General features: G+C 34.9%; 17 protein-coding genes, 1 pseudogene and 2 other annotated features (1 of these 20 cut by a window edge). Of the genes and pseudogenes, 1 reads left to right on the top strand and 17 read right to left on the bottom strand.

Annotated features, from left to right (window positions below; genetic code table 11):
* Positions 1–14: 14 nt before the first annotated feature.
* The 15 genes and pseudogenes from BGI23_RS29055 to BGI23_RS10600 all read right to left on the bottom strand — a co-directional run.
* Positions 15–155 (bottom strand): annotated as a pseudogene (locus BGI23_RS29055) (PepSY domain-containing protein); the annotation flags it as partial.
* 472 nt (positions 156–627) lie between these two features.
* Positions 628–1,095 carry a DUF6985 domain-containing protein gene (locus tag BGI23_RS10680; protein ID WP_044792549.1) on the bottom strand — a complete coding sequence of 156 codons (468 nt, stop codon included), beginning with the start codon at positions 1,093–1,095 and terminating at the stop codon, positions 628–630.
* Positions 1,096–1,110: 15 nt separating this feature from the next.
* Positions 1,111–1,716 carry an HNH endonuclease gene (locus BGI23_RS28545; protein ID WP_044792554.1) on the bottom strand — a complete coding sequence of 202 codons (606 nt, stop codon included), beginning with the start codon at positions 1,714–1,716 and terminating at the stop codon, positions 1,111–1,113.
* Between the two features lie 819 nt (positions 1,717–2,535).
* Positions 2,536–3,078 carry a T6SS immunity protein Tdi1 domain-containing protein gene (locus BGI23_RS10665; protein WP_000438858.1) on the bottom strand — a complete coding sequence of 181 codons (543 nt, stop codon included), beginning with the start codon at positions 3,076–3,078 and terminating at the stop codon, positions 2,536–2,538.
* 13 nt (positions 3,079–3,091) lie between these two features.
* Entirely contained in the window at positions 3,092–4,525 is a 1,434-nt protein-coding gene (locus BGI23_RS27295) for a WXG100 family type VII secretion target (RefSeq protein ID WP_157441030.1), read from the bottom strand.
* Between the two features lie 56 nt (positions 4,526–4,581).
* Positions 4,582–5,019, bottom strand: coding sequence for an SseB family protein (locus BGI23_RS10655; RefSeq protein WP_001050360.1), 438 nt, complete (start codon positions 5,017–5,019; stop codon positions 4,582–4,584).
* 70 nt (positions 5,020–5,089) lie between these two features.
* Positions 5,090–7,870: a hypothetical protein gene (locus BGI23_RS10650; protein WP_172801681.1), complete on the bottom strand. Its 2,781-nt coding sequence runs from the start codon at positions 7,868–7,870 to the stop codon at positions 5,090–5,092.
* 23 nt (positions 7,871–7,893) lie between these two features.
* Positions 7,894–10,569: a tetratricopeptide repeat protein gene (locus BGI23_RS10635; RefSeq protein WP_070805904.1), complete on the bottom strand. Its 2,676-nt coding sequence runs from the start codon at positions 10,567–10,569 to the stop codon at positions 7,894–7,896.
* 82 nt (positions 10,570–10,651) lie between these two features.
* The gene (locus tag BGI23_RS10630; RefSeq protein ID WP_000136046.1) at positions 10,652–10,924 is read right to left on the bottom strand and encodes a WXG100 family type VII secretion target; all 273 of its coding nucleotides are present in this window, start codon (positions 10,922–10,924) and stop codon (positions 10,652–10,654) included.
* 127 nt (positions 10,925–11,051) lie between these two features.
* Entirely contained in the window at positions 11,052–15,059 is a 4,008-nt protein-coding gene (gene essC, locus BGI23_RS10625; RefSeq protein ID WP_070805903.1) for a type VII secretion protein EssC, read from the bottom strand.
* A 31-nt stretch (positions 15,060–15,090) separates the two neighbouring features.
* Complete coding sequence (locus tag BGI23_RS10620; RefSeq protein ID WP_000391133.1) at positions 15,091–15,453, bottom strand: ubiquitin family protein; 363 nt, start codon at positions 15,451–15,453, stop codon at positions 15,091–15,093.
* 29 nt (positions 15,454–15,482) lie between these two features.
* Positions 15,483–16,256 (bottom strand): PP2C family serine/threonine-protein phosphatase, encoded by a 774-nt coding sequence (locus BGI23_RS10615; RefSeq protein ID WP_070805902.1) that lies wholly within the window; start codon positions 16,254–16,256, stop codon positions 15,483–15,485.
* A 9-nt stretch (positions 16,257–16,265) separates the two neighbouring features.
* Positions 16,266–17,030 (bottom strand): vWA domain-containing protein, encoded by a 765-nt coding sequence (locus BGI23_RS10610; RefSeq protein WP_044792564.1) that lies wholly within the window; start codon positions 17,028–17,030, stop codon positions 16,266–16,268.
* Between the two features lie 200 nt (positions 17,031–17,230).
* Complete coding sequence (gene aspS, locus BGI23_RS10605) at positions 17,231–18,517, bottom strand: aspartate--tRNA(Asn) ligase (RefSeq protein ID WP_070805901.1); 1,287 nt, start codon at positions 18,515–18,517, stop codon at positions 17,231–17,233.
* A gap of 105 nt (positions 18,518–18,622) precedes the next feature.
* Positions 18,623–18,834 (bottom strand) — a binding site (T-box leader).
* Positions 18,835–18,900: 66 nt separating this feature from the next.
* On the bottom strand, positions 18,901–20,265 hold the full coding sequence (locus BGI23_RS10600; protein ID WP_083322703.1) for a UDP-N-acetylmuramoyl-tripeptide--D-alanyl-D-alanine ligase: 1,365 nt from the start codon (positions 20,263–20,265) through the stop codon (positions 18,901–18,903).
* A gap of 82 nt (positions 20,266–20,347) precedes the next feature.
* Here BGI23_RS10600 and BGI23_RS10595 point away from each other — a divergent pair, with 82 nt between their 5' ends.
* The gene (locus BGI23_RS10595; protein WP_070805900.1) at positions 20,348–20,827 is read left to right on the top strand and encodes a hypothetical protein; all 480 of its coding nucleotides are present in this window, start codon (positions 20,348–20,350) and stop codon (positions 20,825–20,827) included.
* A 107-nt stretch (positions 20,828–20,934) separates the two neighbouring features.
* On the opposite strand, the gene BGI23_RS10590 is transcribed toward BGI23_RS10595, so the two are convergent.
* Both BGI23_RS10590 and ileS read right to left on the bottom strand, forming a co-directional pair.
* Complete coding sequence (locus BGI23_RS10590) at positions 20,935–22,446, bottom strand: M36 family metallopeptidase (protein ID WP_070805899.1); 1,512 nt, start codon at positions 22,444–22,446, stop codon at positions 20,935–20,937.
* Positions 22,447–22,770: 324 nt separating this feature from the next.
* A complete protein-coding gene (gene ileS, locus BGI23_RS10585; protein ID WP_070805898.1) occupies positions 22,771–25,872 on the bottom strand; it encodes an isoleucine--tRNA ligase in 3,102 nt (1,033 codons plus the stop codon).
* A gap of 54 nt (positions 25,873–25,926) precedes the next feature.
* Positions 25,927–26,098 (bottom strand) — a binding site (T-box leader); it runs 68 nt beyond the window's last position.

Genomic DNA, 26,098 nt, shown 5'->3' with positions numbered 1-26,098 from the left:
TTTTTTATTTTTCATTATCCTTCGTCATCAGTACCTTCTTCTTGATCATCGTCATCTTGTTGTTGTGATGACTCCCTTTGTTGAATAGCGTTATTTACCGTTGTAGTAGACATAACTCCACCTCTTATTATATGTATTCTTACATCACCCGTTAAAACGTACTTTACGATGATTTCAAGAAATAATACAACCCTTTAGTTTTTCCTCTACTATCGTCATACACTGTAGATAGCCGTTACAATCTATAAAACAACAATAAAAATTTAACACTTAATGCACTTATAGAATTATATTGCTCTGTTAAATTTCTACGCTAAAACGCAACAAAGCACTTGTTGCCTTTAATTGACAATCAAGTGCTTTAAGTTCACATGTTTTTAAATTGCGTAAATTTGTAAGTTTTGTAGTAACAGTATGACACCTTTTGTACATCATGACGAATACTATATTAAAACTTACGAGTTTGTACGAGTTCGTTAGTTTCATATACATTCCATGTGTTTATATTCATCCCCCATTAAAATGTCATCTCGCCTAAGCTCGTACTTTATTCTCTATTCTATCATTGTACACAGTACTCCATGATGGTACAACCATCATGAGGTCTTTACTTTTTAACAGCCTATTTTAAATAGCGACATCTTGATAACCTACTTCATCTACCTTTTCATTTATAAGACGAATTCCTAAACCATTTTCCTCATCCCATGAACAATCAAATGAGACTCCTATATCACGTCCATCGCGAAGGAAATCATATGGAACAGAAATACCTACTAATGTTATATGTTCTATTAATTGATCAACTGTTTCAATTAATGGATAGTCTTCATTAAATGCAACATCATAACCAAGCTCATGCCTTTTTTCTTTATAATAATCTAAAATTGGTTGTAATATGCTATGTTGGATTTTTTCCCAATTATCCATTAATGAATTATATGCCACATATTGCCCTTCATCAAAATCTCCATCTTCTGTACCTCCTACTAATAATGCTATCTCTGTGTCCTTTCCCAAAAACTTTATGGTTCTGTATCCTACCCATTTATATTGGTAATCAAGTTCTCCAAAAACTTTATCATTTATTGTCATTTTAAGATCTCCTTATTATTTATTTGCAAACCCTCCAGGCTCAAAGGCTCCTGCGTTTATCTCACCAACTCCGCCAAGGTGTCCAAATTTGGCGTTTATTTCTGTTGGCACAAGTTGCATAGTAACTCCATCATTTAACTCATGCCATGTTAATTTATTTTTCACTCGATATTTTTCTATGTCTTTTGCTGTAATTCCACCAGATTCCATTCCAAATTGGTGTGCCAATTCTGGTGAATTATTAAGTTGACTTGCCAATCTTTCATTTGCTTGCTCAAAATTATAACCTCTAGCAGCATTTCCTTTAGCCCCTTTTCCACCTAACATATAATCAATCTCAATTTGTGCTTTTGCTACAGGTGAAAAATCAGGAACTCCATTTTTATACTCAATTCCATTAATACCAGCTTCATTTAAGATTTTCTGTAACGTAGGATCTGGTGGTGGTTTTAGGATACATAAAGACTCACCTCTATCCCCTTCAAAAACGACCTTTGAATTCGTTTCTGCGGGTGTTTGCTTAAATCTTGATTCATATGCACTAGCAAATTCTTCTTGCTTGAAGGCTGGCGGAATATCAACCTCTCTATTACCCGTACCCTTAACAACCTTACTCTCCATATACTGATAAGCCTCTTTCAGAGAATACTGTCCTCCTCCTGAGACCTTTCCTACTCCAGCCATGGCGAAACCTTTTCCCTCGCCTGGGATCCATTTGTACTCCATTAATGTTTTTACTGCGTGCTGGATCTTTTCATTCCCCTGCAAGAAGGTTGTTTTTACGGTTGTGGCACCTTTGTTCCATAGGTTTCCGATTTTATCGGCAAATCCTTTTGCTGTGGAGGCTACAAAGTTTACACCTTCTGTTACTTTGTGGCTGGCTGTTTTTATGCCATCGACAGTTACTTTTTATTTTATCAATCTAACAAAATATTAACTTTCTTATTATATCTTATTTCTATACTAAGACGAAAAAAGCACTTGTTGCCTTTCATAGACAATCAAGCGCTTTAAGTTCATATGTTTTTAAGTAGCATAAATTTGTAAATCTTGCAGTAAAAGTATGACACCTTTTGTATGTCATAAAAACTACTATGTTAAAACTTACGAGTTTGTACGAGTTCATTAATTTCAAATACATTCCATGTGTTTATATTCATCGCCTAGTAAAATGTCATATCGCCTAAGCTCGTACTTCGTTTTCTATTCTATCATTGCACACAGTACTCCATGATGGTACAGCCATCATGGAGTATGTATTTTCAAACACCCTATTATTTTTTTATTCACTTCACATAAACTTTGTTTTTCATTGATTTATATATGTGTTAATGTGTTTCGTTATCATATTCGCTTGTAGAATATAAATTAAGTAGTAAGTCTAAGTCATTTGAACGAATCCTATATCTCTATTTACCTAGTAATAAAATATCTATTTATTTATTGTACTGCCCCCATAAAACTAGTAATAATAAGAATATGTTCCTTTAATTTGACCTTTTTTAAGTTCTCTACTTTTTCTGCTCCACCTAAACCTAATAGAGGTGTATAACCAAAACACTCCTCGTAATCTAACTCATTATATTGTTTAAGCGCTTCAGGATAAGGTTGCCAAGATAAATCTTCATCTCTAAATTCTAAATCAGCAATATTTTGAAAGAAAAATTCAAATGTAAACATAATGGTCTTTACTATACCATACCTGTAATTAAGTAATCTAACATATCCATCTGACCAAATAACCAAGTCTCCCATACCCGTAGCAAACAATACTATTGAATCCTTATATCTTTGACTACTCTCCTCCAAAATCTCTTTAAATTCCTCTGGATTTACACTTTTAAAATACCCTTGCATAAATGTACCAAATCCATAATTACTCCATAAATTTATTATTTCATTAGGTACTACATGTTTATACTTTTCAATGATTTCACTCGGAACTTTATTATGCAACTTAAAATCTTTTAAATATTGTTCCATCTAAACTCCTCCTCTAATGTGTTAATTTTACATTCAAATAAGTACTTTTTAGTTGTTCTGGTGTCATGTTTTTGGCTAATTCCTTAATTTGTTCATCAACAATATCAATTCTATACCGCCATTGACTACCTATAGAAGAATTAATCCTTTTATCTCCCATACCTCCTATTATTTCTGCCTTTCCACCTGCTATCTGGTCAGGGTTGTGAAGTGCAGCTTGAGTATCTAGCCATTCCTTGGCTTTTTTCTTGGCATTTGATAACGTTAATCCTTCTCTTTGTAGTTCATTTATCTTTTGTACATAAGCTTCTTCTCTAGCAGCTTGTTGAGCAGCATTCCCTTCAATAGCTCGCCCCTGTGCTATGTATCTTTCACGATTTTTTAAATACTCATCCACTGTAAGCTCATTCATACCTTTTTCTTGGTCTTTTAATTGTCTCGCAAACTCTTCTGAATCATGTTTTACATTTCTATTAAAATTCACTTCAATTTCTTTTATTTTAGGTACATCATTTAAATGCTTACCATTACCCGTACCCTTAACAACCTTACTCTCCATATACTGATAAGCCTCTTTCAGAGAATACTGTCCTCCTCCTGAGACATTTCCTACTCCAGCTATGGCGAAGCCTTTTCCCTCGCCTGGGATCCATTTGTAATCCATTAATGTTTTTACTGCGTGCTGAATCTTTTCATTCCCCTGCAAGAAGGTTGTTTTTACGGTTGTGGCACCTTTGTTCCATAGACTTCCGATTTTGTCGGCAAATCCTTTTGCTGTCGAGGCTACAAAGTTTACACCTTCTGTTACTTTGTGGCTGGCTGTTTTTATGCCATCAACAGCTGCTTTTCCTGCTACCATTGTTACGCCTTCGCCTAGTCTTTTTCCTGCTTTTACAATCGTCTTCCCAAAGCTAGAAGCGACATACTTTATTCCTTTTCCAGCAAGACTTGCCACTTTTCCAACAGGAACAAAGTTTAAGAGTGTCCATCCTGCGGCGATGAGTCTTTCTTTTGATGATAATTCTTTTCCTGTAATAGGGTCTTTACCGGTAACTGCACGAATTGCATCATTTACTCCAATGAATTCAGCTGCTCCTTCTATTCCCTTTTCCCACCATGATTTTTCATGTTTCTTTTCTTTTTTATGGGCTTCTTTCAATTTTTCATTTTGTTTCTTTTGATATTCTTCATCTGCTTGACGAAACTTTTGAGCGATACGCCGTAATTCTTTTTCTGTAACTTGTAAGTTACGTATGTAAGATTCCATGAGTCTCATTGATCTCATATATTCCCCATAAAAATGCTGACTCGTTGCTCCTTGCCATTGCAATTGAATACTAAACATAGATTGAGTGAGATTTTGTTGTATGTTCTGGCTGTGTGTTTGCATCTCTGATATGTTTTTGGCAATTTGTTCGAGTTGTTCAGGTTTGACCTTAATTTCCAAACCTTCTCCCACCTTCCTCTATTTTATACCAAAAAGAAATAGAACTGCATCAATTTTTACTTATCCCCTTTAGAAAAAACATCAAAAATACTATTATCACAAATCGCTTCAATTTCTTCCTTTACAAATAATTTTTGAAATTTTGTTCCTGGATTTAATATTACATTTGCCTCTAAATCTATCGTCTTTAATAATTCAACTGCATTCATAGAGACATATGGACATTCTTCTGGAATAACCATTTCTAAATGTTTCAAATCAGAATACAGTGGTAACATTAATCCTTCTTCCATTTCAAAATAATGAATTTGCAATTGTGTATTTTCAGTTGAAATCAAATTTCCTTCTTCATCTACAGTTGTATCGCCCTCTACCGAAGCAACAACGTACAAATTTGATTTCTGTAATATCTCATAAAAACGAACTCTTTTTTCTTCATTCTGTAAAGCTTCCACTAACGCCTCATCTAATGGACAAATTTCTAGTAAATTCATTGAACTTCACTCCTTATGTGAAATAAATTCGCCATCTTACTCAAGGTAAGATGGCGAATGTTATAGCAAATTATTTTTTAACGTTCATAGATTTAATTGTATCTACATTCTCTTTTGCTTGTTTCGTTATTTCTCCATTAATAGCATTTGCATATTTATCACGACTTAAAAATTCAAAACATTTATATGCATTATTCGTGTCAGTTGCGGACATATATCCTGCACCTTTATTCAACATTTTTAGAGCTACCGTATTCATCCATTCTTTTGCATCTGCTTCTGGATATCCTAGTTTCATAGAGTGGTAAGTTAATTCAATTGCTGAAGCTAAATCTTCAATCGTATCTTTATTTCCACTTACCTTTGCAGCTTCAAATGTACTCAAATACTCAATTGCCGCTTTTACCCCATCTTTAATTCCTAATTCTTCGATACCTGGTGTTTTATATAAAATTTGATAGTTGTTTAACGCTGATTTATATTGCGTTTTTTCTAACTGTTTTGCTTCTTTAATTACAAGACCAGCAACATTAGAAAATCCTGTTTTGTCAACAACACCGCGTGAAGCTGCTTGACCATAATAATGTAAAGCATTATAAAGGCTCGTTTGTCCTTCTTTATTTGCTTCATCACCTGCTAATTGCACAAGCTGAATTCCCTCCATTTTTTTGGATGCATTATCAATCATATTCATACCACTAATTTGACCAATCGTTTTATCAATATCTTTTAACTGTGCAAGTAATGTGTATGATGGTAATAATGTTTTACCTACTTCACTTTGCCATCCTGTCGTTCCATTTATTTTATTCCATTCATTTTCTGTATCTATCCATAATTTATTCGCATAATTAACCATTTCTTCTCTTGAACGTTCCAATGGGTGCTTTGTACGAATTGCATTTGCAATATTTAATACCGCTGTATAATATTCTCCATTATTTGCAGCATCGTTTGCTTTTCTTTCAAACATTAGCGGCATTAATAATTTATGAGATTCATCTTGAACAGATTTTTCTACTCTTGCCGTATTTGCTAATAAATTCGCTTTATTTATAGCATCTTCGACTTTGAAATTAGAATCTTTAATTTGTCCACGAAGTCCCTCTACAGCCGCACTAAATTGCTGCTCTAATTTTTCTTTTTGTTCTCCTGTTGCCCCATCAACATACTGATTTGCTAATAGTAAAGCATTTTCATATTGTGGATTCGCTGGATTTAAATATGTTTCTATTTGATTGATTTCTTGACTAAATGGTTCAGATTTTACTTGTGCTTTTTGAGTACTTGAATCGATATTACTTGTTTTCTCGTTATTTTTGGCACCTTCAGTCTTTGCATCTTTTTGGTTTTTCTCAGCTAGTGTACTTGTTGCCTCATTTTCTTCTGTAACTACTTTTTCTTCATTACTACTAGTATTTTCTTTTACCGTGCTTGCATTTTCTTTTGTTTTAGTTGTAGACTGCACTACTGATGTTTGGATATTAAGGTTCTGTAATTCTTCTTGTAATAACTTGTTGAAAATCTCTTCTACATCTTGATTCGCTTTTTCTACTAATGCAGGATCTACACTTTCAAATACTGATGTAACTAAATAAAATTTACTTAATGCTTGTTCTAAAGATGCTACATCCCCTGTATTTGACCACTCTCTTTTTTCTTTTGTTGCTGTTTGATAAACTTTTTCTGCTACAGATTTAATATAATCCTTCTTATTTTCACTTAAATATCTTTGTAGCTCTTCTTGAGTGGTAACCGATTCATTCAGTACGTTCATTTGATTACGTAAATAGAATAGCGCTCTCTCATTTGAATATTCACCACTTGTAAGAATTTGTTCTACATTATCTAATGCTAACTTATGTTCAGCTATTGATTTTGATTTTGATGGTGTATTCAATTGGCTAACGAGCGTCCAGTCTTCTTTTTTGCTATAGTAGTTTGTTAAATTATTTAATGCATTTTCATCTAGTTCTTTTTGACTCGTATAAAAATCATTAAAGAAAACAGATGAGTAATATTTTCCATTTCCAGCGTACCACTCAACTAAAATGTCACCCGTTTTTGGTGATACTGTAATTGTTGGGTGTGTTGGTGTTGGATCCGGTTTTTGTTCTGGTTCTGGTTTTGGTTCTGGTTTTGGTTTTTCTGTTTCAGTTCCTCCTGTTCCAGTTCCTCCTGTTTCAGTCCCTTCTGTTTCAGTTCCTCCTGTTCCAGTTCCTTCTGTTCCAGTCCCTCCTGTTCCAGTCCCTCCTGTTCCAGTCCCTCCTGTTCCAGTCCCTTCTGTTCCAGTTCCTTCTGTTCCAGTTCCTCCTGTTCCAGTTCCTTCTGTTCCAGTTCCTCCTGTTCCAGTTCCTCCTGTTTCGGTGTTAGTTTTTGGCGGTTCTACAGTAGATGTAGGTATTTGAGCATTATCATTATTTTTACTTGGTTCCGCCACAGGTCCAACCACATTAGTTGGTAAATCTAGTTTTTGTGGAGTTGGTGCATCCGATAATTTGATTTGTGGATCTTTCTTTTCCACCGATACTTCATCTGGTTTATACGTTACCGGTGTAATTGGTGATTTATTATTTCCAATTAAGTCTGCTAAATTAATAGTTGGTTTTTCGCCGGGTTTTTCATCTTTTTTTGCAGGATCAGCGACTAAATTTGGGAACATAGACTGTAAATCGCCCCCTGTAATACGATCATCTTTTTTCTCTTCTGTATTACTTGCTAGTTTTACTGGTTCTTTTCCTGCTGTTTTAAAGCCTTTGTCATACACAAGATATCCTGATGTTCCTAGTAATGCTACCGACATTACTGATATAGCGACTTTTTTCCCTAAGTTATTATTGTTTTCCTCCATGTCCTTTTCCCCTTTTCCTATCTTTATTGAATCCAACCGTTTGTTTTCATTTCTGTTAGCTTTTCTTGCGCGGCTTTTACTTCAGATTCATTTTCATTTGCTTGCACTGTTTTTCTTAAGAAACGACTTGCTTCCTCGTATTTTTTCTGTTTAATTTTAAACATCCCGAATGCAAAATTCACATGCGGATTTTCATCGTTTTGTGCGTATGCTTCTGTGAAAAGCTTCTCTGCTTCATTCCCTTGTCCCACTTTATCGTATAAAATCCCTATATTTACAAGCGTATTTATGTCGCGTGTTCCACTGCTGACAACTCTATTGTAAGCTTCTAACGCTTGCTGATATGCAGCAGTACTCTTTGCACCATCTCGCGTTTCATAAAATTGACCCGCTTCGTAATACACAATTCCAAGTTGATTTAACAACTCAATATTTTTCATATCTTTTTGAATTGCTACTTGTAAAATGTGAGATGCTTGTTGATAATTCATTTCTTTCTTCGCACTATCAATTAAGTTTGTTTTATTCCAAAGCACATATAAATTTGAAAGTTCAATTGTATATATGGCATTCTTTGAATCTTGCATGATAGCTTCTTTAAAGAAAGATTCTGCTTTGTCTAACTGTACTGTTGCGGTTGATAGTTGACCTTTTAAATATGAAACAATTGCCTTATCCTCATTTGTTTTCGTACTCATTTTAACAATAACATCTTCCGCTTTTTCAAATTCTTTCATTTTCATATGACTTACAGCTAAATCTCGCATTGCATCTTTTTTGTATGGTTCAATTCCCTTTGCATTATTCGCTAGCGCTTGTTCAAAATTTTGCACTGCTTCTTGATATTTCCCAATTCGGAAATTTGCTGAGGCTAATAGATAAGCAGCTTCATTATTTTCTTTATCTATTTCTCTATCTTTTATTAGTTTTGTAATATAATCGATTGCAATTTTATTTTTTCCTTCAGCAACGTAAATCGTTGCTAATTGGAGATAAGCCTCGTCTTTACTCTTCACAGCAATTGCCTGTCCAACAGCTTCTTCTGCTTTTGTATATTTTTTATCATCATAAGCTTGTCGTGCTTGTTCCATAAACTTTTGATATTTCGCGTTTGTTGTGTAGAAATAAAACAACGTCGAACCACCTATTACAACAACTACAGTTGAGCTAATAATCAAAATCCGTTTTTTATTCTTTTTCCACCATGTAGAAAAAGCCGATGGTTCACTTTGTTCATGCGCTATTGTAAGTGGTTGATTTGATGCTTTTGCATTTAAAATCTCATCATCTATATCATATTCCACTTGTTTTTTCGTTTGTTTCCGGCTCTGTAGAATGCTATTTGGAACTGTAATTGTAGCTGCTACTTCTTGCTGCGACTCTGTTCCTTCGCCTTCTTTTATCTCTTCAATAATGCTTTCAATTTCCTGTTTTAACGCCTGATCAATGTTTGGAAATTGTACGATTCGTGAATAGACGAAACAAGCAAATGCTGCATTGTTTTCTCGTTCCAATTCAGTAGCTAATTCCAAATAATGTTGTAGGACCATTTTATTATTTATTTCAGGCTCTTGACTCTCCATAGTTTGAATGATATATGCGAGTTCTTTTTGCAGAGCTGTTGATGGATTGAGTGAATTGAAAATTATTTTATATTCATATAATGCCGCTTGTTTAAATCCTCTCTCTTCTAATAATCTTGCAATTTCCAAACATTTTGATACAAAAAGAGAGTGTTCTTCTGCTGACTGCCTTTCCGCATCAATTTTTATTCTTTCTCTCACGCTATTAAATACATCGTACCACTGTGCAAAGCTTGGGCATTCTGCGAAAGAATTACTACTCCATGCCTGCTTAAATAATTTTGCAATTTCCCCGTTCCATTGATTATGTAATACTTGCTGAAGTAACGTATATCTTTCACATTCTATCTGCATTTCTTCCGTTTTAAAGTAACTTGCATCCGTCCATTTTTTATTTCGAACCTCTTCACTACACCAACTTAATATTTCTCCTAATAAAATAGCCCCAGCAAATCGATCGGCTTCTTTTTGCCATACTCCACTTGTCAAATACTTTGGTGCGTAACCCGCTGAACCTGCTGGCAATAATGAAGGTCTTTTCGTTTCTGGGCCATACATTTGCTCAACATCAACAAGTTCTATATTGTGTTGGCCTTCAATTGCATTTTCACTTAAGAAAGGTACAAGTACGTTGCTAGACGATAAATCATTATGAGCAACTTCATTTTCTTCCATCATTTTAAGTGTTGTAAGAAATGCTTCTGCAATAAAGAAACATTGTTCTTTTGATAACATTCGTTGTTCTTGTAAAATATCAGCCCAAGTTGGACCTTCAATCCAAGGCATTACAATACTATTAGCAAGATCTTCTGATTTTTCGATAGCAGATGTATGTTCTTCTTTAGTAACAATATAGCGTGAACATACTTTCAGACCCACTAAGGAAGAAAGTGGTTTCAAAAATGCTAGTTGATGTTTTTCCTCACGATAGCGTTCCTTAAAAACTTTTAATGCAATTCGTTCTACACCATTTTCCTGTTGTAATTGATAAACTGTTCCTTGTCTTCCCTCTTGACCATAGGGCATCTCAATACCAATTACAGCTGGGTGTTTCTCAAAACGATAAACATCTTTATTAAGATTAATTTTTTCTCCTACTTCTGGTCGGAATCCCATTTTATCCCCTTACTCTCGTATAACAATTTTTCAAAAAAAGACCAGGAACAATAGCTCCTGGTCTTTTGCAATTGTTCTATTCTTAGTATGTGTTATCTGTACTACGGAATTTCTCAGCAATACGTTTTAGGTCTCTCGAAATTCCTTCTAAAATAGGAATATATTGTTGCATTTTTTGTTTAGAATTTTCAAATTCCCCTCTGAATTTCGCTTGTGTTGACCCAGCCCATTGACCATCTAAACTTTTAATATCGCCTTCAAGTCTATTAACTTGACTTTGCGCTTCCGCAGCTGCGTTATTAAAGTTATTAGCAATTCTTTCAAGGTCTTCTGGTCTAATTTTAATTTCTGTCATTGTATTAATTTCCCCTTTCAAATCATAAATGATACAACAATTAGATTATAAACTATATTCATACAATTTTAAAAGAGTTAAATTGCAAAAAAATTCTATTTTATAGTAATTTAACCCTATTTTAATATTATTTCACTTTTAATTCAGACCATTTCACACTAATTTTGTCTATCATCGTGCGAAGTAAATGTAACGGTGTATATGCACATTTTATTTTTATTGGCTTTCTACGTATGCAATATCCATCCCCACTTAATAATTCTTGATCCATTTCAGCATGTGGAAGTTTCATATTAAAGAAATACACATCGTTATTGTGAGTCGTTCCTAATAAATAACCAATACTTCTCTTTCTAATTTCCGCAAACCATTTTTCATGTGAAAAGTTATTTACACTAGATGTTGTAGCCGCCGTTAAAAAATGAATCCCTTTATTCTTACAATTTTGAACTATTAGTTCCATTTTATTTTTCGCCTCATAATCAATAGATAATACAGTTAACATTTGATCAATATCATCAATTGCAATGATTATTTTCTCATATGGAAACTCCACTGTTACGTTTGGATCTATAGAAGGTACTACTGCTTCTCTATTATTTATTAGCTCTAACAATTCATCTAACATTTCTTTTAATTGCATATCATTTGTAACTTTCTTCTTCACATGAGGTAAATCTCCAAGAGCTAATATGCCAGTAGGTCTTTCACCAAGGTCTACTAAGTATAGCTCAACCTTTTCTGGAGAGTATTGGTATGTAGTAGTGAAAAGAAGTGTTTGTAATAATGATGTTTTTCCACCTTCTATTCTTCCACCGATAAATATATGATTCATTTCGTCCAATGAAAAATTTTGCAAACAGATATCATCTGTTTCAACTCCTGCAGAAATTTGAGTTGGTTCTAATTGCTCAACTAAATCTTCTACAAATATTTCTTTAGGAACCATTGGAATCTCTTTTGCTTTTTCACCATTCCATTCACTGCCCATTTTTTGAATAATCGTTTTTAATTGCTGTGAGTATTCTAATTCACTTTCACCTATAAACGGTAGTGCTGCTTGGAACAATTCAGGTGGTTGACCTTTCATTAACCCACGGCCAGTAGGAACTTCAATTAACGGGAAATTTGGTCTACCAACTAAACTAGGATATTCAGCTCTATCTTGCAATTCAAATGTAATTGCCATCGGTATATTATTACGAACACGATCAAACATATCAATTGTTTGATTAAGTGAGAAATAGAAGTACACGCCATATGTGCTTGATTCGCGTAATAACATTTCTAATACTTCATTCTCTTTTTCAAATTCATTTTTAAATCTTATATAACCATCTACCATTACAACGATAGCAGGAATTTTCTTTCCAACCATTCGATTATACATAGAGAATGACTTTGCACCTATATTAGAAAAACTCTCTTTTCTATGCGTGATTTCCTTCTTTAAAAATCCGAATAGACGTTTCATTTTTTCATTTTCGTCCTCTTGTACAACCCCGCCTACATGAGGTAAATCTCTAAAATCTAAGAACATACGACCAAAATCAATAATATAAAAATTCACTTCTTCTGGTGTATGAGATACTGCTAAGGACATAATAATTGTTTGTAACATCGTTGTTTTTCCTGTTCCTGGCATACCATAAATATTTAAATGTCCTTCTTGTAAATCTAACTTCAACGGAAATTGCGCTTGATTTGCAACATCATCAATTAATCCTATTGTTACTTGTAAATATTCTTTCGGTTTATTCCACTCACCAATTGTCCAATTTTCCATAGCATAAAATTCTTTTAACAATAATTTTTCCGGTAATGGATCCAGCCATGGTCCTGGTAATGCTTTAATATTTTCTTTTTCTGATACGCTCTGTACATATTGAATAAAAGCTTGTAATTGCTTTGGACTATTTGTCATTGGTTTTGGACGCTTTTTCACTTTTATTCTTTCACCGGAAAGCTTCACTTCTGTAAAGTCAACAATATCAAGAACTTTCTCTTCATCTGGGTTATAAGGTGCTCCACTCCATGCAGATTGGAATAATTCCAACACTTCATTGCTACCAACTTGGAGATATCCTCGTCCTGGTACATTGATTTTAGATGCATCTGGAATCTTTAACATTTCACGACTATCCGCATCATCTTGGACACGTAAACAAATTCGAAAACGCGAGTTACTCCAAATCTTATCATTTACAACCCCTGAAGGTTTTTGAGTTGCTAATAATAAGTGAACTCCTAATGTCCTTCCTATTGCAGCGACACTAATTAGCTCGTCCATAAATTCTGGTTGTTCCTTTTTCATTTGAGCAAACTCATCAATAACAATAAATAAATGTGGTAAAGGTTCTTTTTCACGCCAGCTTGTTTCATAATATTCATCTAGATGCTGAACATTTCCAGCTTGAATGAATAATTTTTGTCTCCGTTCTAATTCTGCCTTTAATGAAATTCTGGCACGCTCAATTAAGTTCGGGTCCTCTAAGTTCGTAATAGATGCAATAATATGCGGTAATCCCGCAAATGTGTTTGACATCCCACCACCTTTATAATCGATAAGCATAAATGCCATCTCATGAGGGTGATAGGTTGCTGCTAACGCTGCTATTATAGACTGAATTACTTCACTTTTTCCTGATCCTGTTGTACCAGCCATTAGACCGTGTGGACCATGCCCTTTTTTCTCTATTTTATCGTGAATATTTAGAAAAACAGGTTTACTTCCTTCTCTTACACCAATTGGAACCGGTAATGAAGTCGGATATCGATTTTCTTTCCATCTCTCTAGCACTTGTAACTCTTCCATATTTTTAGCTTGAAACAAGTCTAAAAATGTTAATACTTTCGGAATGTTGGCTGCTGTAGAACTTTTCATTCGAATTGGAGCAATGCTTCGCGCTCCTAGTTCACATCGCTCGAATGAAAGTCGATCCACTTTAAAACTAGCACGCGTTGTTCCACTATTTTCAGCTGAGCTTGAAAACGTTTCTACTAACTCACCATTTTCTCCATTTAAGCTTATTACAAGATCACATTCCATCGGTAAGCGTTCCTTTTGTTCCGCAAAAATAAATGTAGAAGCTCCTACACTTTCACCTTCTCTAAGTAACATTGGAGTTAAAGGATCATCTTCTAAAAATTCTCTCGCTGATAAGAAAAATACATACATCGGAATTAAAGGAACTTTTGCATCTGCTTGCGCAGAAGAATTATAGATTCTACGCATATTAAGTGGGGTAAATAGTACTTCAGCTAGTTTCTGTGCATCTTGTTGATTTTCAGATAAAAAGCGCATACTTCTCTGTTCATCCCATACGTGAGGAAGCCACCTCATCCAATCCCACTGTTTTTTCTCCTTCTCATGATAAAATGCTGCTATTTTCACTTCATTTGGTGCATGATGCGTCATAATTTGCGTCGTTACAATTCGAATAAAGTTTAGTCTATCTTCTTTATTTCCGACTACACCAATTACATCATTTTTTTTCAAAGAAATTGAAATATGGCCATTCGGTATCGTATTGAAATCCCTTTTCACATTTTGTGCTTCTGTAACTAATGGGTCTTCTTCATAACCTTTCTGCTCAGGCACCTTCAATTCTACAAGGAATGGTCTTTCTCCAGTTCCAATACGAATATCTAAAAAGTCCGGACTTTCAGGTGTTCTCTCCCATAAATTACTTTCCCGATTTTCAATTCTTTGTACACTTTTTAATGGGCTTGGATTTTGTGTAATTAAATATTTTGCTTGTTCAACCTTTAACGTATCTAATTCCACTCGATGCTTTTGAATTTGCTCTAAATATCTTGTTTGTAATTGTTCAACCATTTGACGATGTTCTTTCTTTTTACGGAAATGTCCCATCGTTGTAATTATATATGATCCCAACATCGGAATACTTGAAACCATCATTAATGGCATATAACTTGCATTCATCTTCATAAATTTCATCATTACAAAATATAACACTAATGTTAAAACCGTCATCATTGCAGGCATTAACATTGTTTCAATTGAAAACTTCGGCTCCTCCGGTATATTCGGTGGATCATGAATAATAACATCCCCTGTTGGTATATCTACTTTCACACGCGGAGAGCGTTGAAAATACGGTGACTTTTGCACAAAACATTTCTCCTTCCCCATCCAAAAACTATTACTCAATGATTTTCCATACATAATCTTCTTCACTAGAAGACATATCTTGTTTAACGGGTTCATTATAAACTTCTTCTGCTGGCATCATTTCAAAAGAAGGGATAATTGCTCCTTTTTTATGTAGCATTACATATTGTCCATCCCACACATCATTATCGCGCAACGTTTCATCATTTCGAATAGAATGCCATTCTTCTTTATCTTTTGTCACTCTAATTTCATACATACCGCTCAATGTTTCATCTATTTTTTCATGATGTAAAATTGCTTCAATAATTTGTACCGCTTTTACGTCATTTGGAATTGCAATATCAATTTCTTCATTTGACTGTTTTATGTATGTCACAATAATCTCTTCCACGTTTATTCACCTTTTTTCCATCGTGTTTATTACCAAGAAACATCTAAAAATGAAATATCATCGCTTGTCGGAGAGTTCTGTGCCCTCTCAATTTCTTTTAACACTTCCTCAACGTTATACTGCTTAAGCAGCGTAAGTCCGTCTGAGTGAATAACTATCCGATTCGCTTCTTGTCTAGATAATGTCTTTGAAAAAACCGCCAATTCCCCACCAATAATGCCTCGCCGTGTAGACCATCTTTTCTCTATATTTCTCTCAAACTTCATTACATTCGAACAATTCTCTTTATCTTGAAACAATTGTACAAATGAATCGCCATGTGTAACTATCGTTATTTGTACTTTATCTTCATTTGGAATAAGTTCTATTTTCCCACCAATAAACATAGCTTCACTACCTTGTTTTCGCTTTTCCTCCAAGACATCGCGAAGTAACCACGGTGTTTGTTCTGGCAATCGAAATGCATTCACTTCCTCTGAAGCTTCTTCTATCCAATTATTTAACTGTTCATTTAATAATGTAGCAATATCCAGTCCACTTCCTTGACATGTATCAAACAAGTTTACTAACTTCATACCAAGAAATTCTGCAGCAATTTCACCATGAAAAGACAGCCCTACACCATCACATAACGCAAATATGAAACGAGTTCCATTATCTTGAAATACTAGGAAGTCTTGTCCACCCTCATTTAAATCCTGCGTTTCCTTTGCTCTTACATAGCTATATCGATATGTAAAATGTTTCATTTTCTTTTCTTGCAATATCGTTTCTTTCTTTTGCGAGAGGATATATTTCAACATACTCCCCTCCTATCGAACCGGCGTTGCGGCAGACATTTGAAATCCAAGTGATACTAAGTCCGCATTTGTCCCTGGAAACATCATCACAGCACCATCTGCAATATGAAACCCATGCTCCGTCATCATCTCACGATAGCTTTGAGGTATAGGCGATGAAAGTCTTTGCAACTTTGCACCATATTCATCTGTAATCTCTGTATTTGGCATAATCCCTTCCCACTTCTTTATATTAGAAATTTGCTCTTGCATAATTTCATCTGAAATAAAAATATTTTCAATTAGTACGTTTCCATCAGGTACAGACATATTCATAATTCTTCGTACAATTAATTCTGGATCTTCACCAGTTGAAGCCCCATCTGTCATATGACAAACAACAGGGGCTGGTCCATCTTGTAAATTTGGTAATTCCTTTTGCAATAACTTCTCCACTACAGAGAAAGCTTTTGCTGTATCAGTTAAACGATGCGTTTGAATTTTTTCTAATGGGCGCAGTCTTGCTACCTCATCTATTGTTTTCACACCACCCAATAAATCAAAAACATGATCGCTATAGGCTAAAATAGATAACTTATATCTCGGAAGCAGGCGACTACCTTTTGTTGAACGAAATACCATTTGGCGAATCGCTAAAGAAAGAGCATCCGTTACAATATCAATTCTTCTTTTTTCTTCTCCGCCTGCATCCATCATTTGGTTCATTGATGCGCTTACATCAAGAAGATAAATTATATAAGCTGGTGTTTGTTGTGTTGCTTGAGTTTGATATAACATGTTTCATACCCTTCCATACATTATTATATGAACTTTTTTTATATTCATATTTCATTATAACTTATGAATTTTCTTTTTCTCAATTCATTATAAAATGTTCTTAATATAATTTACATATTTTCACACGAAAAATATTATTATTCTCTTCCACTTTTATTAAAATGCAAAGTACCCTTCTATACTATAGAAGGGTGCTCATGTTATGGTATAAGACGCGTACAATCTCTTGGAAAAGCGCTCGCTTCTCTCACATTCGATAATTCTAAAAATTTATATACAACTCTCTCTAATCCAATTCCAAAACCACCGTGCGGAGGACAACCGTATCGAAATGTATTTAAATACGATTGAAACTTATCGGGATGTAATCCTTTTTCTTTAAAAGAAGTTAGTAACATTTCATAATTATGAATTCGCTGTGCCCCTGATGTTATTTCTAATCCTTTATATAGTAAGTCGAACGAATCAGTAATAGATGGATTCTCGTTATTCGGCATCGTATACATCGGTCTCGCTTCTTTCGGATAATGTGTAATGAAAACAAATTCACTCTTATATGTTTCCTTCACATATTTCCCTAGTAACTTCTCACCTTCTGTATCTAAATCACCAATTGGCGATTCTTTCCGATACTTACTTTTCAAAATTTCTTGTGCTTGTAACAATGTAATTTTCGGTATTTCTGTAATAACAGGTACTTCTATTTGTAATAGTTGTAGTTCTTTCTCACAGTTTTTTGCTACTTGTTGAAACATATATCGTAATACATCCGTTTCTAATTGCATCACTTCATGAAAATCATTTATAAAGCCAATCTCTACGTCTAACGATATATATTCATTCAAATGACGGGAAGAATTGTGATGTTCCGCTCTATATACAGGTGCAATTTCAAACACACGTTCTAATCCTCCCGCTACCATCATTTGCTTATAAAACTGTGGTGATTGAGCTAAATACGCTTCTTTTTGGAAGTATGGCAACTTAAAAACATTTGCTCCTCCTTCTGCCCCTTGCGAAACAATTTTTGGAGTAAATATACGTGTGAAATCGTTCTCTATAAGGAATTTACTAAAGCTCTGGACGAGCGTAGATTTCACTTTAAATATAGCCGCGGTTCGCTCATGTCTTAATGATAATACCCGTTCATTCAGTAGTTGATCTAAGCCAACTTGTAACTTCTTTTTATTTATTTCAAATGGAAGTGGTTCTGCGCCATTTAATATTTTCACTTCGTGAGCAAGCACTTCAATCCCTAATTCTGTTTTCGAAGTCTCTACTATTTGGCCTACGACTTGAACAACACTCTCCACATCTACTTTAAATCCAGCTAGCTCGTTTTCTAATACGCATTGCATAACCCCTGATCGATCCCTTATTAATAAAAAACTAACATTACCTAGATGACGAATCTTTTTTACCCATCCTTGAAGTAATACAACTTTTCCGCTTTGCTTTGTACATTCTTTTGTGAGTGAACGCTTCATTACATTTCCCTCCAGTAAATTTATATTTATTTACGTTATTGTTATCATCGTCATCATCCACGGTCACTCACCTCCCTTCAAAGAATACAAAAATCCGCCCCTATAAATAGGGACGAATTTTTCCGCGGTACCACCCAAATTGTCATAATGACCATCTTAGCCCTGATAACGGTAGGTACCGTTTGCTTTTACTAATTATCACGTTCAAAGCAACACTCACAGGTGTCTTTCCATCATGCGGTATCGCAATCTTCTCAGCAACCGATTGCTCTCTGTAGACCTTTGCATCATATACTTTTCCTGATCATCACTTTTTATATTTACAGAGTATTCTATCTCTTTACTTTATAAAACGCAAGTCTTTTTAAATATATTTTGATTTTTCAAATCCACTTTTGTACAATCTCCTCTAAAGCCATTCCACGTGAGCCTTTTAATAATACAACATCATTTTGCGTTATAATTTTTAGTACTTCCTCTGCTATCTCGGCTTTATTATCAAATGATTGTACTTTTCCTGCATGATAGTTCTTTCTTGCTTCTTCCGCTACAATTTTGGCTAACTCTCCATACGTAAATACATATTGAATGCTCTCCTCATTTAACATTTTACCAATTTCTCTATGATATGTTTCACCTTTCTTCCCTAACTCCAACATATCCCCAATCACTATCATTTTTTTCTTATAGGCATTTAACTTCTGTAACGTTTCAATTGCAGCCTTCATGGAGGAAGGACTGGCATTCCATGCATCGTTAATAATTGTAAAACCTGTTTTAGCAGTTAAAAACTGAAAGCGCATTTGTGTAATATTTATTTGCTGCAATGCTTCTTGTATTTTTTCTGTAGGGACATTGTAAAATTGACCTACAGCGATTCCGACAATCGTATTAAAAATATTATGTTTTCCATATAAGGGAACATCGTACTGTATTTTTGAATGATTTAATTTAAAATGAACACCATATTCATCTAATTGTACGTTCGTTGGAAACAAATCATTTGTATCCTTTTCACCAAATGTCTTACAATTTACACTCGACGTTTTATTATTTCGAGAAAGCAATGGCTCATCACCATTATATAAGAACAAACCATTTTCTCTTAACCCGTCAATAATCTCTAATTTAGCCTTCGCAATCTCTTTTCTTGATCCAAGCGTTTCTAAATGAGACTGTCCAATCATTGTAATCACCGCTACATCTGGCTGTGCGATTCGTGATAAATTTCGAATTTGTCCTTTTTCACTCATTCCCATTTCAAGTATTAAGAACTCAGTATTTCGTTCCATTTCTAAAATTGTTAACGGCAAACCGATTTGACTATTAAAATTACCTTTTGTTTTATGCACTTTATAGGTTGAACTTAAAATGCTTCCTATCATATCTTTTACCGTAGTCTTGCCATTACTACCTGTAATTCCTATTACTTTTACATTTATCTCTCTTCGATAAAATTGTGCCAATTGTTGCAAAGCAAACAAAGTGTCATCCACAAATATAATTGGAATCCCTTTTGGCGGAGTACCGTAAGACTTTTTCCACAAGGAAGCGACAGCTCCATTATCCATTGCTTCTTTCACATACTCATGCCCATTTTTCACCCTAATGATTGGAACAAATAACTTTCCTTCTTTCATGTTTTTGGAATCTATACAGACACCATGTATTTCTAAATGATGAAACGATTCGTATAACCCTTCTCCATCTATTACCTCTTCAAGTTTTTTCAAATTCATTCGAATCAAAGTACTAATCACCTTCCATTTAATTACATATTTTCTGTTTTATTTACACATATTAATAAAAATTTTATAGCGAGGTGTGTATATGCAAAAAGCGATTAGTTTCTTTCTCCTATTGTTTTGCCTAATTGTAGTAAACGAAACGTACGCCTATTCACCAAAATCTTTACCAATCTCTCAAAACTCTGATCAATGGCAAGTGAATATTGATAAACCGAAAAAAACAAACAAGAATATGCTTCAAGCTAAAAAAGATGAATTTCAAACATATCAATTTTCAGTGAAAAATGTTGGAAACAGTGAAGTATATAATGTACAAGTCGAAGTATTCCGCAACGAGCCAAAAACAAAAACGAAATATGAACTCTTCTCCCTAAAGGAAAACCGTTTAGCAAGTGGAAAAACTGGATTTGAACACGCTAATTTACCTGTTGCTACAAAAGCAGATGAAGTTGATGTTATTATTACATGGAAAGAACACCCATTCCGATCGATGCGAAATGGTCAAAAAGTTGAATCTAGAAAATTTAAAGAGCATTTTGTTTTTAAAGAAGCTAAAAAGTAAATGGGATACGGATATATTCACACTATCATTGATATAGCTTTATTTACTAGTACCAGTTCTTAAGCAAATTAAAAAGTCGTGGCTTATACATGCCACGACTTTTTATATTAATTCGTACTAATTCCTCTCGCTGCCCAAATACGATCGATATCCGCAGCATGTTGTCCACCATATAAAAGAGCATCCGCTTGCTTAATCGCTTTCGCTCCATCACTGAATTTAGAGTTTGGTGTTAACGACCAGTGCGATTGTAAAATAATTTTAGTTGCTACATCACGACCAAATGCTTGCGCCATCTCATATTGTCCTTGAGCCCAAATTTCTCCATCATCATGTACTTCATTCGTAATATCTTTCGGATACACTTTATTATTATCTAATCGGCGTAAGCACGTCGGATCTGAACTAGAATACGCAGTCGCATCCCATTCTCCAACACATGCTTTTCCGTAGCCTGTTGTCGATACTGCATCTTCATACGTAGCACCTAAGAAATCACCAAACCCTTCTCCCATCGCTCCACCTTCTGCAGAACTACCGAAGCCAGGAACTTGGTTATCTTGAATTGAATGTCCATATTCATGTGCGATAATACCAGCATCTTCTGCATCATCTACTCCACCAGTACCAAATGTTAAAGCTTTCGTTGTCGGAGAATAAAACGAGTTGTCCGCCGTCGTTCCATTTACATTCACTTTAATAGAGCGATTATTAATATTTTTAAAACCTAGACTTTGAATGTAACGTTGTAAAGTATCGATATGATAATACGACATGACATCTTCAAAGCTATCATTTGCACGTGTATAGTTAAATTGTAAGTTTGTAGATTTCGTTTTTGCTTTTGAAGAAATCGTTACATACTCTCCAATTAAAAATCCTGTCCCATCTAAACCTTTTAACGTAACAGTCTTTAATTGGTTCGTTAATGCTGTTGAATCTGCATCATTGTTATCTTTTAAACCTACTTTACTACCGCTAGATACGACTGGGTTAGGTAAAAATACTTTTCCTGATCCTTCTGCTTTACGGTTTATATCAACCTTTTTAATTAACTTTCCATTTTCTGCATCAACAAATGTTTCCCATGCACCAAATGGATTATTAGAATGGACTACAACTTTATATACTGGACGAGCAATTCCTTCTTCAACAATATATCCAAATTCTTTCTCTGTAGGAGCCCATAAGTTTTGCTCACTTGCTTCTCCAACATACGCCATTGATTTTTGTATTGCATCTTTTTCACTAATTTTTTCCGCTACTTGCTTCACAGCTTTAATAGGTTGATAATCAGAAACAGCAAGTACACCCTTTCCCTCTCCGTTTAGAGTTACTGTAATTTGATTTGAAAATACAGGTGCACCATTCACAACTTGTTGGAACCTAACATATGAAGCTACTGACGTTTCTGTTGTAGAAATATATTGCAAGTCTGAAAGGTCTGCTTTTAATCCATATTGCGAAGCATTTTCTTTTAAATATTCAGTTGCTTTTTTCTGAGGTGAATACGCCTCTAGCTTTACTTGCTGTTGTTTTTCCAATGCTGAAACCGTAGAAATCGTCCCCATTACTAATGGCACAGTCATCGCCATTGCCACCATTTTTTTATTAAACATAGAACCACTCCCCCTAATAAAGTAGCTCAACCTTTCCCCATTCCCACTAGGCAATCATTCTTTACAAAATGGATGGATAAAAATTGAATCTACGTTTAATTCTCTATAAACAATTCTATTACCTTTCCATTTAGGGTGAGTGAAAGTTTCTCAATATTTATGTGTAAAGTGAAAACAATACTGTAGAAATATACAGTATTGTTTTTAGTGAGCTATGAGGTAAGATATGTGCTAGAGGTCCAATCGAATGGATTATGCGGAAAATAGCCGGATACATTTCTAGCACAGAAAAAGGAAGTTGGAATGATTCCAACTTCCTTTCCTTTAATGAGCTGAACTTAATTTAATTCGGACTTTTGTCTCACCTAAAGAAAGTTCATCGTCTTCATTCGTTAAGTGACTAAATGTAAATTGTTTAACGAGTAAGTTTTCTTTCAACAACTCTTTATGATTCGTTAACGTTTGCTGTAGTTCTTCCTCTGTATCAAGAATAACATCCACTCGTAAATTTACTGGTAAATTCAACTGCTTACGATATTCTTGAACAGCGCGAATAAACTCACGTGCTACTCCTTCTTGTAACAATTCTTCCGTTACATTCGTATCTAACATAACTGTATATTGTCCGTTAGTCGTATTAGAGAATCCTGATTTTGCAACTTTCTCTACTAATACATCTTCAGTCGTTACAACTACTTCTTCTCCTGATGCTGCTTCGTAAACCGCTCTTTCTGTAGAGACAAAGTTTTGTACTTCTTCTTGTGACAGTTGTTTTAGCCAGCCATTTACTGCATTCACATTTTTACCGAACTTCGGCCCAGCCGTTTTAAAATTCAGCTTTAATTGATAGGATGTGTATTTCGTTTCATCGAGTTCAACATGGAACGCCTTCACATTTAACTCATCCATGACGATATCACGATAAGATTCCCAGTCCATATCATTTTCATTATGCTCAAGTAGTACAAGTTCCGCTAACGGCTGTTTTACTTTTAAAGAATGCTGATTACGGTTACTTCTTCCAAGTTCAACAACTTGTAAAACAGCATCCATTTCCGCTTCTAATTTCGGCTGAAGTAATGATTCATTTACAACTGGATAATCCTCTAAATGAACGCTACTTCCAGTTAAATTCAAATGAATATCTTCAGCGACAAACGGTGTAAACGGTGCAATTAATTTACTAATTGTCACAAGCACTTCATGAAGTGTTTCATACGCAGCTGCTTTTTCCGCATTCATACCAGATTCCCAGAAACGATTACGTGATCGTCTTACGTACCAGTTACTTACTTGATCTACAAGTGCCGCAATTTCACGAGCTGCATTCGTAAATTGATAATCATCAAGTGCTGTTCTCACTTTTTTCGTTGTGCTATGCAATCTTGATAATACCCATTCATCCAATTTCGTCCGCTTTACGTCATATGTTTCATTCGGATTATACTCATCTAAATTTGCATATAAAACGTAGAAGCTATACACATTGATTAACGTATCTACAAATTTAGATTTCGCTTCCAGTACTGTTCTTTCAGAGAAACGTTTCGCATTCCACGGAGCACTATCAACAAGTAGAGCCCACCTTAAAGCATCTGCACCAAACTTCTCTACTAAATCAACTGGATCTAGTGCATTCCCTTTACTTTTAGACATTTTCTGTCCTTCTTCATCTAGAACATGCCCTAGTGATAGCACTCGTTTATACGGTACTTTTCCAGTATATAGTGCTGATACAGCTAATAAACTATAAAACCAGCCGCGTGTTTGATCAATTCCTTCTGCAATTACATCTGCTGGAAACTGTTCTTCAAATAACTCTTTATTTTCAAACGGATAATGATATTGCGCAAATGGCATCGAACCACTATCAAACCAAACATCAATTACTTCTGGTGTGCGATTCATTGTACTTCCGCATTTTTCGCAGCAAACTTGCACTTCATCTACATATGGCTTATGCAATTCTAAGTCTTCAGGTGTCTCTTTCATACTATGCTTTCTTAAATCAGCAATGCTTTTCGGTGCGAATTGATGATCGCAACTTTCACATTCCCATACGTTTAATGGTGTTCCCCAATATCTATTTCGGCTAATATTCCAGTCCACCATGTTTTCTAAAAACTTACCAAATCGTCCATGTTTCATATGATCTGGATACCAAGTAACAGTATCGTTGTTTTGTAAAAATGTATCTTTAATTGCAGTCGTTCGGATTAACCAACTTTCACCTGCATAATAAAGAAGTGGTGAATCACAGCGCCAACAATGTGGGTAACTATGCTCATACTTTTCTTTATGATAAAGTAAACCCTCCTTCGCTAAATAACGAAAGATATCTACGTCACAATCTTTTACAAATTTACCTTTCAAAAATGGTACTGCTTCTGTATATTCACCTTTCTCATCTACAACATGTAAGAATGACAACCCTTCACTTTGAACGACTCTATAATCGTCCTCTCCGTATGCTGGAGCGATATGAACGAGTCCTGTACCACTATCTGCCGTTACAAAATCTGCTGCGATAACGTGGTAGCCATTTGTAACTTCGTTCATTGGAAATGGCGACATATAAGATGTGCTTACTAATTCTTCACCTTTATGGACAGATAGTACTTCATAGTCTTCTTTTAATACATCTTGTACACGTTCTTTTGCAACAATGTATACATGACCTTCTTGTTTCGCTTTCACGTATTCCATATTTGGATGTACAGCGAGCGCGACATTTGCTGGAAGTGTCCAAGGTGTTGTCGTCCAACCTAGGAAATATTCATTTTCACTATCTTTCACTTTAAATTTAACTGTTGCACTTAAATCTTTTACTGTTTTATACCCTTGTGCAACCTCATGTGAACTTAGTGAAGTTTGACAACTTGGGCAATATGGTGAAACTCTATGCCCTTTATACAATAATCCTTTTTCATGAATCGTCCCTAAAATATGCCATACACTTTCGATATATGGATTCTCTAACGTAACGTATGGATCATCCATATCTACCCAATAACCGATACTTTCAGTGAATTCACGCCACTGTTTCTCATATGTGAATACACTCTCTTTACACTTCTTAATAAATGGTTCAATTCCATACTCTTCGATTTCATGTTTACCAGAAATACCGAGTTGCTTCTCAACACCTAATTCTACAGGTAAGCCGTGCGTATCCCATCCCGCTTTTCTTAATACTTTATAACCAGCCATCGTTTTATATCTTGCTACTACATCTTTAATTGTTCGTCCAAGTGCATGACCTACATGCGGTAGTCCGTTCGCCGTTGGTGGTCCTTCATAAAACACAAAAGATTGTGCGCCTTCTCGATTCTGAATTGATTGTTCGAAAATGCTCTGCTCGTTCCACTGTTTACGAATACGTGTTTCTCTCCCTACAGCTGACTCTTTTACATCTACTTTCTTCATCTACAATCACTCCTTTTGAATGTTTTAAAGCACACAAAAAACCCGTCCCTATAAAATAGGGACGGGTTTACCCGCGATACCACCCTAATTCTATTAGCTCTTCACTAATAGCACTTAGCAACGTACTATCATACGTGTTCTTTGTAACGGTAGACATCCGTCCGAGCTTACTCATTTTCAGCCTCGGCTCCTCGGAGATGATTTTCAAATAACGTCTGCACACCGG

It is taken from the genome of Bacillus sp. ABP14 (assembly GCF_001831375.1).
GTDB lineage: Bacteria > Bacillota > Bacilli > Bacillales > Bacillaceae_G > Bacillus_A > Bacillus_A paranthracis.
This window is presented reverse-complemented; position numbering and strand designations above follow the sequence as displayed.

Excerpts from the sequence above, each read along its gene's own strand:
- BGI23_RS10665 (WP_000438858.1), bottom strand. The coding sequence starts at position 3,078 with ATGGAACAATATTTAAAAGATTTTAAGTTGCATAATAAAGTTCCGAGT.
- BGI23_RS28545 (WP_044792554.1), bottom strand. The coding sequence starts at position 1,716 with ATGGAGAGTAAGGTTGTTAAGGGTACGGGTAATAGAGAGGTTGATATT.
- BGI23_RS10680 (WP_044792549.1), bottom strand. The coding sequence starts at position 1,095 with ATGACAATAAATGATAAAGTTTTTGGAGAACTTGATTACCAATATAAA.
- BGI23_RS10610 (WP_044792564.1), bottom strand. The coding sequence starts at position 17,030 with ATGTTATATCAAACTCAAGCAACACAACAAACACCAGCTTATATAATT.
- BGI23_RS10635 (WP_070805904.1), bottom strand. The coding sequence starts at position 10,569 with ATGGGATTCCGACCAGAAGTAGGAGAAAAAATTAATCTTAATAAAGAT.
- BGI23_RS10615 (WP_070805902.1), bottom strand. The coding sequence starts at position 16,256 with ATGTTGAAATATATCCTCTCGCAAAAGAAAGAAACGATATTGCAAGAA.
- BGI23_RS10650 (WP_172801681.1), bottom strand. The coding sequence starts at position 7,870 with ATGGAGGAAAACAATAATAACTTAGGGAAAAAAGTCGCTATATCAGTA.
- BGI23_RS10590 (WP_070805899.1), bottom strand. The coding sequence starts at position 22,446 with ATGTTTAATAAAAAAATGGTGGCAATGGCGATGACTGTGCCATTAGTA.
- BGI23_RS10595 (WP_070805900.1), top strand. The coding sequence starts at position 20,348 with ATGCAAAAAGCGATTAGTTTCTTTCTCCTATTGTTTTGCCTAATTGTA.
- BGI23_RS10630 (WP_000136046.1), bottom strand. The coding sequence starts at position 10,924 with ATGACAGAAATTAAAATTAGACCAGAAGACCTTGAAAGAATTGCTAAT.
- aspS (WP_070805901.1), bottom strand. The coding sequence starts at position 18,517 with ATGAAGCGTTCACTCACAAAAGAATGTACAAAGCAAAGCGGAAAAGTT.
- ileS (WP_070805898.1), bottom strand. The coding sequence starts at position 25,872 with ATGAAGAAAGTAGATGTAAAAGAGTCAGCTGTAGGGAGAGAAACACGT.
- BGI23_RS10655 (WP_001050360.1), bottom strand. The coding sequence starts at position 5,019 with ATGAATTTACTAGAAATTTGTCCATTAGATGAGGCGTTAGTGGAAGCT.